This window comes from Streptomyces sp. NPDC002130 (assembly GCF_040296465.1).
Taxonomy (GTDB): Bacteria; Actinomycetota; Actinomycetes; order Streptomycetales; family Streptomycetaceae; genus Streptomyces.
The window spans coordinates 26,438-40,099 of record NZ_JBEOXI010000002.1 but is presented as its reverse complement, the minus strand read 5'-3'; the positions used below and the strand labels follow the sequence as shown (position 1 = coordinate 40,099).

Sequence of the window (13,662 nt, the reverse complement as noted above, 5' to 3'; positions counted from 1 at the left end):
CCCGCACCAGGTGATAGACACAGCGGGATCAAGTTCCTGTCCGCCAGCAGGAAGGTTTCCCCATGACCACATCCGGTCGCTTCGCCACCCGACGTCGGATGCTCGCCGGAACGGGCGCCCTGGGCGTCGGGATCGCGTTCTCCGGCGCTCTTTCCGAACTCTTCGCCGGCACCGCCGCCGCACAGGGCCTCGGCCGCACCGGCTACGGCCCGCTCGTCCCCGACCCGAAGGGCGTCCTCGACCTGCCGGAGGGGTTCCGCTACCGGATCCTCTCCCGCGAGGGGGACGAACTCCGCTCCGGCGAGGGCAAGGTCCCCTCCAACCACGACGGCATGTCGGCCTTCGGGGGCAGAGGAGGCCGGGTCCACCTGGTCCGCAACCACGAGAACCGCGTGAGCGGCAAGGTCCCGGTCCCGACCGTCGAGGGCCTCACCTACGACCCGGCCGGCAAGGGCGGCTGTACGGCGCTGACGCTGGACTCCCGGGGCAGGGTCCAGTCGGAGCGCGTCGCGATCGCCGGCACGGCCGTGAACTGCGCGGGTGGCCCCACTCCTTGGGACACCTGGCTGACCTGCGAGGAGACCGAGGACAAGGCCGGGACCAACGGCTACACCAAGGACCACGGCTTCATCTTCGAGGTGGACCCGGTCGATCCGCACCGCACCGGGGCCGTGCCGCTGACCGCGATGGGCCGCTTCGCGCACGAGGCGATCGCCGTCGATCCCCGGCGGGGCGTGGTGTACGAGACCGAGGACGCCTTCGAGAAGCCCTTCGGCCTCTTCTACCGCTTCCTGCCGAACCGGCCGCTGGGCGGCAGGGGTTCGCTGCGCGCGGGCGGCCGGCTCCAGGCCATGCGGGTGCCCGGTGTGCCGGACCTGTCCTCCATCCAGGACGTCGGCGCCGAGTTCGACCACATCGAGTGGGTGGACGTACCGGACCCGCAGGCCGCGCAGACGCCGATCCGGTTCCAGGACTTCGGGCGCGGGGGCATCACGCACGCGCAGAAGCTGGAGGGCTGCTACTGGGGTGGCCGTTCGGTGTACTTCGTGTCGTCGTTCGCGCGCCGGTCGGACGGTTCGGCCGCCGACCACTTCGGGCAGGTCTGGCGCTACGACCCCGAGCGGTGCCGGCTCACCCTGGTGATCGTCTTCGGCCCGGACACCGATGTGCAGCTGCCGGGCGAGTCGCCGGACAACATCTGCCTGGCGGCCGGCGGCGGCCTCATGGTCTGCGAGGACGGCAACGGCGCCCAGCACGTCTACGGGGTCACCCGGCGCGGCGAGGTCTACGCGATGGCCCGCAACCGGCAGAACATCGGCACCGAGCAGGAGCCCGAGTGGGGCGAGTTCGCCGGGGTGACGTTCTCCCCGGACGGCGAGACCATGTACGTCAACTGCTACACGCCCGGCACCACGTTCGCGGTGACGGGCCCCTGGCGCCGGTGACCGGCGCTCCGCTCCCGACCGGGGCGCCGGGTGCGAAGCCCGGCGCCCCGCCGGACCATCGAGGCACGGGACCGCTGAGGGGGCCCGATGGCACACAAGGACAGCACCTCGTTGCGGGAGCGGTTGCGCCTGCCCGCCGGTGAGCCGGTCGACCTGAGCCGGTACGACGCCGCCGCCACCCCCGCCGGGCCGCACGCCAAGGCGGCGGGCAAGGCCGCCACGGCCCGGACCGGCGAGCGCCTCGCCGTCCTCCAGGAACGGCTGTGGGCGGCCAGCGCCAAGGGCGACCGGCGCCGCGTGCTGCTCGTGCTGCAGGGCATGGACACCAGCGGCAAGGGCGGCACGGTCAAGCACGTCATCGGCCTGCTCAACCCGTCCGGCTGCCGGATCACCGCGTTCAAGGCACCCACCGCCGAGGAGCGCGCGCACCCCTTCCTGTGGCGGGTGGAGAAGGCCCTCCCGACCCCTGGCGAACTGGGCATCTTCGACCGCTCCCACTACGAGGACGTGCTGATCGCCCGCGTCCGGGAGTTGGCGCCCGCGCCCGAGATCGCCCGGCGCTACGAGCAGATCAAACGCTTCGAGCGGTCCCTCACCGGCGACGGGGTGACCCTGGTCAAGTGCTTCCTGCACATCTCCTACGAGGAGCAGCGCCGCCGGCTGCTCAAGCGCCTCGACAACCCGGAGAAGCGCTGGAAGTTCGCCGCTTCCGACATCGACGACCGCGCCCTGTGGCCCGCGTTCCAGGAGGCCTACGAGATCGCCCTGGAGCGCTGCGGCACCTCGAACGCCCCCTGGTACCTGATCCCGGCCGACCACAAGTGGTACCGCAACTGGGCGGTCGGCACGCTGCTCCTGGAGCATTTCGAGGAGCTGGATCCGCGGTACCCGAAGGCGGACTTCGACGTGGCCGAGTGCCGGAAGCAGCTGCTGGAGCAGCCCTGATCCGACCGGTCAGGCCGCGAGCAGGGCGTCGATCTGGCCGACGGCCTCCTTCAGGCCCTCCTCCATGCCCATGGTGACCAGCTGCTCCATCTGCTCACGGGTGTCGAACAGGGAGCGCATCTCCATCCGGGTACCGCCGCCGTGCTCGCGGAGCCGCACCGTCACGGACATGGTCGGCATGTCGTCCTTGGGTTTGCCGTCGTCGTCGGCGAAGCCGTCGGTGAACTCCAGGTCCGTCGGCTCGCCGACCGAGGTGATCCGCCACCAGCCGCGGTGCCGGTCGCCCTCCGGGCCGGTCATGAAGTAGGTGACTTCTCCGCCGGGGGTGAGGTCGTGCTGCTCCACGGTCGCCGGGTAGGTCGGCGGGCCCCACCAGCGCTCCAGCTGCCGGGGGTCGGCCCACAGCCGCCACACCCGCTCGACCGGGGCGGCGAAGTCGGCGATCAGGGTGAGGGTGAGGTGGTCGAGGTCCTTGTCGACACTGGTGACACTCATCGCTCGGGTCCTTCCGTCGTGTCGTTCTCTTCGGGTTCCGGGTTCTCGGCGAGCAGCCGGGCCATCCGGTCCACGCGCCCGCGCCAGGCCGATTCGAGTTCGTCCAGGGCCTGGCGTGCGCGGCCCACCGCGTCGGGGTCGGTGCGCACGAGCTGCTCCCGTCCGCTGCGCTGCTTGGTGACGAGCCCCGCCCGCTCCAGCACCGCGACGTGCTTCTGCACCGCGGCGAAGCTCATCGGGTAGGCCTCGGCCAGCCGGGACACCGACAGCTCCGCCCGCACGCAGCGGCGCAGTATGTCCCGGCGCGTGGTGTCGGCCAGGGCGTGGAACAACCGGTCGACCGTCTCGTCACCCCACTCATCTACAACCATTTGGTTGTACGTTAGCCCGGTCCGCCCCGGCTGTAAAGCGGGCCCGCCCGACACTGAAGCGGACGGACCGGGGTACTCGGCGGCTCATGAGCGAGAAGCAGCAGGTCAGCAGCTCGTACTGGCTTCAGACCGCACCGGACGGCCGCCACCCGGCTCTGACGGAGGACCTGGACGTCGACGTGGCGGTGATCGGCGCCGGGATCGCCGGGCTGAGCACGGCGTGGGAACTGACGCGGGCCGGGCGGAGCGTGGCCGTCCTGGAGGCCGGCCGGGTCGCGGCCGGCGTCACCGGACACACCACCGCCAAGGTCACCGCCTTGCACACGCTCGTCTACGACAAACTGCGGCGCACCCGCGGCCCCGAGGGCGCACGGCTGTACGCGCGGTCCCAGTCGGAGGCGATCGAGCACGCGGCCCGGATCGCCGAGGAACTGGGCGTCGACTGCGAGTGGGAGACGAGGAGCGCCTACACGTACGCCCGTGACGCGAGCCGGGTGGAGGAACTGCGCGCGGAGGCACGGGCCGCGGCCGAGGCGGGGCTGTCCGCCTCGTTCGTGACGGAGACCGGACTGCCCTTCCCGGTGGCGGGCGCGGTCGAGGTCACCGGGCAGGCTCAGTTCCACCCGCGCAAGTACCTGCTGGCACTCGCCGCCGACCTGGTCGAGCGCGGCGGGCGGATCTTCGAGGACACCACCGTCCTCGGCCTGGACGAGGGCGAGCCGTGCAGGCTGTCGACCACGACCGGGGCGACGGTCCGGGCCCGGGACGTCGTTGTCGCGACGCACTACCCGATCTTCGACCGGGCCCTGCTCTTCACCCGCCTCTCCACACGTCGCGAGCTGGTCGTCGCCGGGACGATCCCCGCGGACCAGGACCCGGACGGCATGTTCATCACGCCCGAGGAGGACACCCGCTCGGTGCGCACCGCGCCCCACGAGGGCGGCCGGCGGCTGCTCCTCGTCACCGGTGAGCACTTCACACCGGGCACGAGCGACCCGCGGGCCCGTTTCGAACGCCTCACCGCCTGGGCCACCGGCCACTTCCCGGACCTGGAGGTCAGCCACCGGTGGGCCACCCAGGACACCGAGCCCACGGACACCGTGCCGATGATCGGCCCGCTGCACCCGGGCACCCGGCACGCCTATGTGGCCACCGGCTTCGGCGGCTGGGGCATGACCGGCGGCATCATGGCGGGCCGGCTGCTGACCGCGCAGATCACCGGCGAGGAGTGCGAGTGGAGCGGGCTGTACGACCCGCGCCGGGTCAAACCCGCGCTGCGTGAGGCGCCGACGTTCCTCAAGACACAGGCCAAGGTCGCCGGGCACTTCGTGGGCGACCGGCTGCGGCCTTCCCCGCCGGTGGAGTCCCTGCCCCCCGGCGAGGGCGCGGTGGTCCGGGCCGACGGCCACCGGGTCGCGGTGTACCGGGACGACGACGGCGGGCTGCACGCCGTCTCCGCCCGCTGCACCCACCTGGGCTGCCTGGTCGACTTCAACGCCGCCGAACGCGCCTGGGAGTGCCCCTGCCACGGTTCCCGTTTCGACACGGACGGCAAGGTGATCCAGGGCCCGGCGACCAAGCCCCTGGAACAGCGGGACCTCTGAGGACTCGCCCGGGCCTACGCTGGACGTATGAGCGAGGACGACTACTGCCTGATCGACGCGACCAGGCCGCCCCGCGCGGACGGACCGCCGTACGCGGAGTGCGTGCTGTGCCGGGAGCCGACGGAGTACCCCGAGTCGTACAAGGGCATCACGCTCTGCCCGGCCTGCGAGTGGCAGGAGGCGCAGCGCACGGCCTGTTCAGGGTGATCTGCGGGAGGCCAGCGCACCGGCCAGGGCCAGCGCCCCGGCCGTGACCAGGGCCGCCGCGCCCAGGGGCAGCAGCGGCAGCGGGACGGTGCCCCGCTGCGACCCGGTGACCAGGCCCTGCACGGCCGCCTGGGCCGGTGAGCCGGTGGCCACCAGCGACAGCAGCGCCGCGAGCAGCAGGGCGGGGACCGCGCGGCCCCGCGACCGCAGCAGGGGCCGGCTGGTGAGCGCGCCGACCGCGGTGCCGAGCAGGGCGCAGGCCAGGGTCGCGAGCAGCCCGGCACCGCAGGCGGCGGGGAGCGGCACCCGGGTGCGGTGGTCGGAGGAGACCGGGTCGCTGAGCAGCGTCACGACGAGGGTCGCGAGCGTGCCGAGCGCCGCCGCACCGGCCAGGGCCACCAGCAGACAGGCCACATGAGCCCGCGCGGGCCCGGCGGCCGCCGCGACACAGCCGCGTGCGGCGTCCGGCTCGCCCGTGACACAGATCCGCGCCAGCCAGGCGGCGACGGGCAGCAGGGCGGCGGCCGTGTACCCGAGCGAGTCGAGCACGGGCTGCCCGGCCTGGATGCTGATCGCGAGGAAGGCCGCGTACAGCAGGAAGGGCGGCAGCCAGCGCTGCGAACGCATCAGCAGGGCGGCGTGGTAACGGATCAGGGCGGTCATCGGCGGCTCCTGTGGGCGGCCCGCCGGTCGGCGCACCGGGCGGCGCTCACTCCGACGAATGGTTGCGGGGCTCGGCGGCAGGTCCCCGGTGCCGTAGCCCGGGCGGCCCCCGCCCTGACGGCGGTCGGCGGCGGCTCCCGGCGGCAGTCGGCCGGTGCCGTACCGCGGGCGGTCACGCCTGCCTCGCCGAGGGCCGCGTCTGTGGTGTCACGCTCACGACGTGCCAGGGCGGGCGGGCCGTCAGCAGGGCGCGGAGCAGGACGTCGGAGTGCGGGGCCGGGACGGACAGGCGACAGGCTCCCGGCCCGGTCTCCTCGGCCGAGGAGACCGTCCGGCGCACGGCCTCGGGCAGCCGTCCGTCCGGCGGGCCCTGCACCTCGACGAGCACCTGCGGACCGGAATCGGCCGGAGCCCGTGCCGGCTCCTGCCGGACGACGCCCGCGTCGCGCACGCCGTACGTCGCGTCGGGCAGGCCCGCGAGGCGGCGCGGGTCGTGGTCGACGAAGACCACGGATCCGCCGGCCGCGGTGCGTTCGGCGACCGTTCGCTCCAACTCGGCGCGGGCCTCGGTGTCCAGGCCGGTCCACGCCTCGTCCAGCACCAGCAGCTCCGGCTCGGCCAGCAGGGCCTGCGCGACCGCGACCTTCTGGCTGCTGCCCTTCGACAGCCGGGCCATGGGCGTCTCGGCGTACCCGGCGGCACCCAGGCGCTCCAGCCACTCCCGGGCGGCCCGGGCGGCCGCCGCCCGGCTCAGGCCCTGCACGGTGCCGAGGTGGGTGAGGTAGCCGGCGGCGGTGAAGGGCAGCGCCGGCGGGAACCGCTCGGGGACGTACGCCGTGCGCGCCGGCCGGCCGGTGATCCGGCCCTCGCTCGGCGCGTCGATGCCGGCGAGCAGCCGCAGCAGCGTGGACTTGCCGCTGCCGTTGGCACCCTCGACGCGGACGAGCCGGCCCGGGGCCACCGCCAGGTCGATTCCGCGCAGCACCCAGGGGCCCCGCAGACCATAGCGGCGGCCCGCGTCACGCAGGCACAGGTCGGGTCGCATGCGGCCATCCTGCACGATCTTCCGGCTGGCAGACTGGGTTTCGTGAGCGAAAACCAGACGCCCGTGAGCGAGAGCGACAGCCCCTTCCGATCCGAGCCCTCGGCGCGCGACGAGGCACCGCAGTTCGTGCTGCCGCTGGTCGCGCGGATCGAGCGGGCGGACCCGCCGGCACGCACGGACGCGCTGGAGACGGCCGCGCGGGCGGTGCTGACGATCCTGGCCGACGAGCGGTCGGCCGGCGAGGGCGAGTGGGCCGGGGCGATGCGGGACTGGCAGGACGCCAGGATCCGCAAGGTCGTGCGGCGGGCCCGCGGCGCCGAGTGGCGGCGGGCCGAGGTGCTGCCCGGCATCACGGTCACCGGCAAGGCCGCCGAGGTGCGGGTCTTCCCGCCCGTACCGCTGGACGGCTGGCCCAAGGACCTGGCCAGGCTCCAGGTCTCCGGCACCGACCTGGACGACCCCCAGCCGCCGGTGGACGCGGACCCGTCCGCCCCCGTGCTCTGGCTGAACCCGGACCTCGGCATGTCGGCCGGCAAGGCCATGGCACAGGCCGGCCACGCCGCCCAACTGGCCTGGTGGGAGCTTTCCGACGAGGAGCGGGCCGCCTGGCACGACGCGGGTTTCCCGCTCGCCGTCCGCACGGCCGACCCGGCCCGCTGGTCCGAACTGACCGGCATCGGGCTGCCGTTGGTGCGCGACGCGGGTTTCACGGAGATCGCGCCCGGCTCGTGCACGGTGGTCGCGGACCACCCGGCGCTGCGCCGGGAGCCGCACGGGCCCGGCCGCGCGGCTTCCACCCGTTCGGAGTAGCCGCGGGCGCGCCGGTCCCGGACGAATGCTCCAGTGGGGTTACCAGCCGAACCGACCCCCGGAGTCAGCCATGGCCAGCGCCGCGCCCCCTCCCCCCGCCCCGCCCGCCCCCGATGACCGGACGCCCGGCGGTCCCGGCCCGGGCGGTTCCGGCGACCCGCTGGCGGCCGGTGGTCTCGCTCTCGGCGGCATCCTCATGGTCGTCTACGGCCTGTTCGCGGTGCTCCAGGGCATCGCGGCGATCGCCGGCGACGAGGTGTACACGAGCTTCGGCCAGTACTCGTTCGAGTTCGACCTGACCGCGTGGGGCTGGATCCACGTGATCGTCGGGGTGCTCGTGGTGGCGGCCGGACTCGGCCTGTTCACGGGGGCCGCCTGGGCGCGGGTCGTGAGCGCGGTCGTGGTCGGCCTGGCGCTCATCGCGAACTTCCTCTGGCTGCCGTACCAGCCGTTCTGGTCGATCATCATGATCGTGACCGGTCTGTTCGTCCTCTGGTCGGTGTTCAACTACCGCCCGGCCCGCACGATGTAGGGCACGCCCCCTCGGTCAGGGCGGCGGGCGCCGCTCGCGCTCCGCGACCACCGCGTGCATCCGGCGCGTCAGCGCGGTGGCCGCCGCCGTGAGGAACACGAACGTGTAGACGATCTGGACGACGGTCACCAGGCGGGCCTCCTGCCCGCGCGGGGTGATGTCGCCGTAGCCGACGGTCGCGAGCGTGACGACGGTGAAGTACAGCGCGTCGACCCGGGTGCGCAGGCCGGTGAACTGACCCGGCTGCCGCGCGAGGGCGTAGTACCCGGACGAGAAGACCAGCACGGCCAGGCACATCAGCAGCGAGATCATGATGCCCGACCGGGCCTGGGGCTTCTCCAGCACGATGTCGCGCACGTGGCGCAGCAGCAGTGCTGCGACGAGCGTCAGGCACAGCACGAACAGCGGCCAGCCCAGCCAGGGGCGGTCGTCGCCCAGGCCCTCCAGTGGCAACAGGAAGTAGGCCGTGCCGCCCGCCACGAGCACGGCTCCGGCCCCGATCCGCAGCCGGCGGACGGCGGCCGCTTCGAACTCCTTCTCCCGCTTCCGCGCGGGGTGGTGGGGCTGCTCGCTGCCTTCGGGCATAGGTCCGGTCTACGACGGATCGGGGCGGGACGCGAGCCTTGCGCCTCCGTCGGTGGGGGCGGGGGACGGACCGCCGAACCTCAAATGTTGCTCTGAAGCCGGGCCGTGCGGGGTTCGGGGGCGAGCGGCTGGGCCATACCCCCCTCACGTTCGAGGAACGGGCCGGGTGGAGGAGGGGACGATGGAGCGACTGGGGACGGGCATCGGGTGGCGACCGGAGATCGCGGACGCCGTGGAGCGGATGCCGGGGATCGACTGGGTCGAGGCGGTGGCCGAGAACGTCTGCCCCGGGCATCTGCCCGACTCCCTGCGGCGGCTGCGTGAGCGCGGCGTCACCGTGGTGCCGCACGGCGTCTCGCTCGGCCTCGGCGGCGCGGACCGGCCCGACGCCGGACGGCTGACCGCACTGGCCGAGCGCGCGCAGGCGCTGGGCTCCCCGCTGGTCACCGAGCACATCGCGTTCGTACGGGCGGGTGGGTCGCTGACCGCCTCCCCGCACCTGGAGGCGGGCCATCTGCTGCCCGTGCCCCGGACCCGGGACGCCCTGGACGTCCTGTGCGAGAACGTGCGCATCGCACAGGACGCGCTTCCTGTGCCGCTGGCCGTCGAGAACATCGCCGCGCTGGTCTGCTGGCCGGGCGAGGAGATGACGGAGGGCCAGTTCCTGTACGACCTCGCCGACCGTACGGGGGTCCGCCTCCTCATCGACGTGGCCAACCTGCACACCAACCACGTCAACCGCGGCGAGGACCCGTCCAAGGCCCTCGCCGAGCTGCCCCTGGAGGCCATCGCCTACGTCCACGTCGCCGGCGGCTTCGAACGCGACGGCGTCTGGCACGACAGCCACGCCCACCCCGTCCCGCGGCCGGTCCTCGACATCCTGACGGACCTCGCCTCCCGCGTCTCCCCTCCGGGCGTCCTCCTGGAACGGGACGAGAACTTCCCGGAACCGGCGGAGCTGGAGAGCGAGTTGACCTCGATCCGGCGGGCGGTGGAGGCGGGCGCTGTCGAACGCGTGAAGGCTGAACTCCGCGCGGCCGCCGACGCCACCGCGCGGCAGAGGGGGACGGGGACGGACCGCGGCGAACCGCTGCTCGCGGCAACCGCCGCCGGACGGCGCAAGGCGGCCGAGGGTCACGGCGGTGACCTGCGCGGGGAGACCGGCACCGAGTCGCGGCAAGCGGCCCGGGGCCACGGCGGCCTGCTGCTCGCGACAACCGGTGCCGGATCGCGGGACGCGGCGGTGGCCGAAGGCGACACGGTGCGGCCGGGCGATGAGACCGGCACGGCGGGCGGCGAACCGCTGCTCGCCGCAGCCGGCGCCGGAGCGCGGGCAGCCGATGCGGACGCGAGCCGCGGGGTGCGGCGGGGCGATGAGACCGGGGCGGCCGGGGCGACACGGGGCGCCTCCGGCCGGCCCCACCAAGAGGATGCCGACGGCGCCCGGCAGCGGCTCGGGCTGGCGCAGGCCGCGTTGCTGTCGGCGCTGGTCGCGGGGACGCCCGTGCCGGAGGGGTTCGACCGGGTACGGGTCGGTGTCCAGGCGCGGGCGCTCGCCGCGAAGCGGGCGGACGTCGTGGCGAAGGTCGCGCCCGAGTTGCCGGTGATCCTCGGGGACGGGTACCGCACGGCGTTCCTCGGCTACGCCCAGACCCGCCCGATGACCTCCGGCTACCGGCGTGACGCCCTCACCTTCGCCGAGCACCTGCTGTCCGCCGGGTGCCCGGGGGACGCACGGGCGCGGCGGGAGCTGCGGGAGTGGTGGCTGGAACGGTCGGGCCCGGCACCGCGCTCCCGGCGGCCTGCCCACCGCCTCGCCCGGGCCACGCGCAGGGTGTTGCTGCGGCGTTGACGGGTGAGGGCCCGGCCCGGGCCCTCACCCCCCGTCTCAGTCCTGCCGGGCTCCGGGAGGAGGCCCGCCGCTCATCGCACCGGCCTTGTCCGGCACGGCGTCGCCCGCCGGGGCGTCGCCGCGGCCGTAGTGGTGCGTGGTGAACATGTAGAGCAGGCCGGTGCCCAGCACGACCGCGCCGCAGAGCAGCACGATCCAGTTCTCCCACCACGGCTTCTCCGGAGTGCGGGCCCAGCAGATGTTGACGATGGCGAAGATGCCGTAGGCCAGCGCCCCGATGTTCACCGCCATGCCCCAGCGGCCCAGGGTGAACTCCCCCGCCGCACGCCAGCCCTTGAGCCGGGCGCGCAGCGCCGCCAGGACCACCATCTGGAACGAGGCGTAGATGCCGAGGATCGCGAAGGAGACGATGTTGGTGAGGGCGTCCTCGGAGGCCAGTGAGGCGAAGGCGATGAGCAGCGGCACGGCCGCGGAGACGAACAGCGCCCAGCTGGGCACCGCACGGGCGTGGACGAACCGCCGCAGCAGCCGGTGCCCGACGACCATCTCGTCCCGTGCGTAGGAGTAGATGAGCCGCCCGGCCGCGGCCTGGAGGCTGATCGTGCAGGACAGGAACGAGATCAGCACCACGGCCATGACCAGCCGCGCCCCGGTCTCGCCCATGGCGTCGTACAGCACGTCCACCACCGGGTCGGCCTGTTCCCCGGAGATGACCGCGTTGTAGTCGGTGACCGACAGCAGCAGTGACATGCAGGTGAACGTGGCCGCCGCGCCGCCGATGTAGATGGTGCGGCGCATCGCCTTGGGGATGACCCGGCCCGGGTGCTCGACCTCCTCGGCGGTGTCGCCGCACGCCTCGAAGCCGTAGTACTGGTAGAAGCCGATGATGGCGGCCGCCAGGAACACCGGGAGGTAGGAGCCGTTCCCCTCGGTGCCGTAGGTGTCGAAGATGACCCCGATGTTGTGGTGGCGGTGCGTGGACAGCAGGTAGATGCCGACGACGAGGGCACCGATGAGCTCGCCCGCGAAGCCGATGATGGCGGCCGCCGACAGGGCCTTGGTGCCCATGTAGTTGATGAGGATGGCGACGACGATGAGCACGGCGGTGCACAGCACGGTGGTGTGCACGGTGGGGTCGAAGCCGAAGAGGATGGCGATGTAGGGCCCGGCGCCGTAGGCGACCGAGGTGATGGTCACCAGCAGCGCCCACATGTACACCCAGCCGGTCATCCACGCCCAGCGCTTGCCCCACAGCCGCCGCGCCCACGGGTAGACACCGCCGGCGATGGGGTACTGCGCGACGACCTCGCCGAAGATCAGCGCGACCAGGAACTGACCGCAGCCGGCGAGCACGAACGCCCAGATCATCGGCGGTCCGCCCTCGGCGAGCGCGGTGCCGAAGAGGGTGTAGGTGCTCACCACCGGGGAGAGGTAGGTGAAGCCGAGGGCGAAGTTCGCCCAGGGGCCCATGTCCTTGCGGAACTCGGAGCCCGGCTCCCCCGACGGGACGCCGGACGCCGCTGCGGGAGGTGGCGTTCCGGTCACGGCCGGGACCTCCGTCCCGCGGTGATCAGGTCCGCGGCCCGCTCGGCGGCGAGCAGCACGGTCACCATCGGGTTGATGGTGGGCATCGTCGGGAACACCGACGCGTCGACGATCCGCACGCCCTCGAAGCCGCGCAGTTTCAACTCGGGGTCGCAGACGGCCGCGGGGTCGTCCGCGGCGCCCATGCGGCAGGTGCCGGCCGGGTGGTAGACGGTGTGGGCCGCGCGGCGGCCGTACTCCGACAGGTCGGCGTCGGAGACGACGTCCGGGCCGGGCGCGACCTCGCGGACGAGCCAGTCGCGCAGCGGGTCCGTCGCGGCGACCTCGCGGGCCACCTTCAGACCGTCCACGATGGTGCGCTCGTCGTGGCCCTCGGGGTCGGTGAAGTACCGGAAGTCCAGGGCGGGGTGTTCGGCGGGGTTGTTGCTGCGCAGCCACATCCGGCCGGTGGAGCGGGCCCGCGGCACGTTCGGCGTCATGCAGACCCCGTGCCGCGGTACGGGGTAGCCCAGGCGTTCGGTGTTGACGGTGAACGGCACCTGGTAGAAGTGGAACATCAGGTCGGGGCGCGGCTGGCCCTGGTCGCGGCGCAGGAACAGGCCGGCGTCGGAGTCCATCGCGGAGTTGGGCGGCAGCGGCCCCGCGGTCTCCCAGACGATCACGGACTCGGGGTGGTCCAGGAGGTTCTCCCCGACGCCGGGCAGGTCGGCCCGCACCTTGATGCCCAGGGCGCGCAGGTCGTCGGCCGGTCCGATGCCGGAGAGCATCAGCAGGCGCGGGGTGTCGATGGCGCCCGCGCACAGCAGGAGTTCGCGCTCGGCACGCACGGTGGCGGGTTCGCCGTCGGCGCCCCGGACGGCGACCCGGGTCAGCCGCCCGGACTCGTCGGGAATCAGCCGGTGGGCCCAGGTCTCCAGCTTCAGCGTGAGGTTCGGCCGGTCCAGCACCGGGTGGAGGTAGGCGACGGACGCGGAGGAGCGCAGGTTGCCCTCCGGCTGGTAGGCCAGGGAGAAGAACCCGGTGCCGTCGGCGAAGGGTTCGGCGTTGAAGTCGTCGACGACGGGGACGCCGAGGGCGCGGGAGGCCGCGGTGACGAAGTCCTGGGCGATGGGATTGCGGTCGGCCTCGGCCACCGGGACGATCCGCGTGAGCAGCCGGTCGCGGTAGGGCAGGATCGTCGCCGGGTCCCAGCCGGAGCAGCCGCGGCTGACCCAGTCGTCGAGGTCCTGCGGCAGCGGCAGGAAGCTGATCAGGGTGTTGTGCGAGGAGCAGCCGCCGAGCACGCGGGCCCGGGAGTGCAGGATGTGCGAGTTGCCGCGCGGCTGCTCGACGGTGGTGTAGCCGTAGTCGAACTCCGAGTCGAGCAGGTTGATCCAGTTGCGCAGGCGCAGGATGCGCTCGTCGCCGACATCGCTGGGGCCGCCCTCGATGACGCAGACGCGGCAGTCGGGGTCCTCGCTCAGCCGGGCGGCGAGCACGCAGCCGGCGGTGCCGCCGCCGACGACGACGTAGTCGTAGGCGGACTCGGCGCCGTGCGCGGGAGTGGTGGCCATGCGGTGCCTT

General features: G+C 73.5%; 14 protein-coding genes. 7 read left to right on the top strand and 7 right to left on the bottom strand.

Annotation, left to right across the window (positions count from 1 at the left end; genetic code table 11):
- Positions 1-62 precede the first annotated feature (62 nt).
- Positions 63-1,445, top strand: a complete 1,383-nt coding sequence (locus tag ABT116_RS00645; RefSeq protein ID WP_351625788.1) for an alkaline phosphatase PhoX — start codon at positions 63-65, stop codon at positions 1,443-1,445.
- Positions 1,446-1,532: 87 nt separating this feature from the next.
- Positions 1,533-2,390 (top strand): PPK2 family polyphosphate kinase, encoded by an 858-nt coding sequence (locus tag ABT116_RS00640; protein WP_351625785.1) that lies wholly within the window; start codon positions 1,533-1,535, stop codon positions 2,388-2,390.
- A 9-nt stretch (positions 2,391-2,399) separates the two neighbouring features.
- On the opposite strand, the gene ABT116_RS00635 is transcribed toward ABT116_RS00640, so the two are convergent.
- Together ABT116_RS00635 and ABT116_RS00630 are read right to left on the bottom strand one after the other, a co-directional pair.
- Complete coding sequence (locus tag ABT116_RS00635) at positions 2,400-2,885, bottom strand: SRPBCC family protein (RefSeq protein WP_351625783.1); 486 nt, start codon at positions 2,883-2,885, stop codon at positions 2,400-2,402.
- Positions 2,882-3,256 carry an ArsR/SmtB family transcription factor gene (locus ABT116_RS00630; protein ID WP_351625780.1) on the bottom strand — a complete coding sequence of 125 codons (375 nt, stop codon included), beginning with the start codon at positions 3,254-3,256 and terminating at the stop codon, positions 2,882-2,884. Before ABT116_RS00630 ends, ABT116_RS00635 begins: the two co-directional genes overlap by 4 nt.
- Positions 3,257-3,342: 86 nt before the next feature.
- Here ABT116_RS00630 and ABT116_RS00625 point away from each other — a divergent pair, with 86 nt between their 5' ends.
- Together ABT116_RS00625 and ABT116_RS00620 are read left to right on the top strand one after the other, a co-directional pair.
- Positions 3,343-4,860: an FAD-dependent oxidoreductase gene (locus ABT116_RS00625; protein WP_351625778.1), complete on the top strand. Its 1,518-nt coding sequence runs from the start codon at positions 3,343-3,345 to the stop codon at positions 4,858-4,860.
- Between the two features lie 27 nt (positions 4,861-4,887).
- Positions 4,888-5,067: a hypothetical protein gene (locus tag ABT116_RS00620; protein WP_062929707.1), complete on the top strand. Its 180-nt coding sequence runs from the start codon at positions 4,888-4,890 to the stop codon at positions 5,065-5,067.
- Here ABT116_RS00620 and ABT116_RS00615 read toward each other — a convergent pair.
- Positions 5,059-5,730: an ABC transporter gene (locus ABT116_RS00615; RefSeq protein WP_351625776.1), complete on the bottom strand. Its 672-nt coding sequence runs from the start codon at positions 5,728-5,730 to the stop codon at positions 5,059-5,061. The two genes, ABT116_RS00620 and ABT116_RS00615, sit on opposite strands and share 9 nt — an antisense overlap.
- Positions 5,731-5,902: 172 nt before the next feature.
- Entirely contained in the window at positions 5,903-6,775 is an 873-nt protein-coding gene (locus ABT116_RS00610; protein ID WP_351625773.1) for an ABC transporter ATP-binding protein, read from the bottom strand.
- A 42-nt stretch (positions 6,776-6,817) separates the two neighbouring features.
- Here ABT116_RS00610 and ABT116_RS00605 point away from each other — a divergent pair, with 42 nt between their 5' ends.
- The gene (locus tag ABT116_RS00605; protein ID WP_351625770.1) at positions 6,818-7,585 is read left to right on the top strand and encodes an aminoacyl-tRNA hydrolase; all 768 of its coding nucleotides are present in this window, start codon (positions 6,818-6,820) and stop codon (positions 7,583-7,585) included.
- A 70-nt stretch (positions 7,586-7,655) separates the two neighbouring features.
- Positions 7,656-8,117 (top strand): DUF7144 family membrane protein, encoded by a 462-nt coding sequence (locus ABT116_RS00600; protein ID WP_351625767.1) that lies wholly within the window; start codon positions 7,656-7,658, stop codon positions 8,115-8,117.
- 15 nt (positions 8,118-8,132) lie between these two features.
- Here ABT116_RS00600 and ABT116_RS00595 read toward each other — a convergent pair whose 3' ends face one another.
- Positions 8,133-8,702, bottom strand: coding sequence for a potassium channel family protein (locus tag ABT116_RS00595; RefSeq protein WP_351625765.1), 570 nt, complete (start codon positions 8,700-8,702; stop codon positions 8,133-8,135).
- Positions 8,703-8,883: 181 nt separating this feature from the next.
- On the opposite strand from ABT116_RS00595, the gene ABT116_RS00590 reads away from it, so the two are divergent.
- A complete protein-coding gene (locus ABT116_RS00590; RefSeq protein WP_351625762.1) occupies positions 8,884-10,554 on the top strand; it encodes an MbnB/TglH/ChrH family RiPP precursor modification enzyme in 1,671 nt (556 codons plus the stop codon).
- 36 nt (positions 10,555-10,590) lie between these two features.
- Here ABT116_RS00590 and ABT116_RS00585 read toward each other — a convergent pair whose 3' ends face one another.
- A complete protein-coding gene (locus ABT116_RS00585) occupies positions 10,591-12,099 on the bottom strand; it encodes an APC family permease (RefSeq protein WP_351625759.1) in 1,509 nt (502 codons plus the stop codon).
- On the bottom strand, positions 12,096-13,652 hold the full coding sequence (locus ABT116_RS00580; RefSeq protein ID WP_351625756.1) for a GMC family oxidoreductase: 1,557 nt from the start codon (positions 13,650-13,652) through the stop codon (positions 12,096-12,098). Before ABT116_RS00580 ends, ABT116_RS00585 begins: the two co-directional genes overlap by 4 nt.
- Positions 13,653-13,662 lie beyond the last annotated feature (10 nt).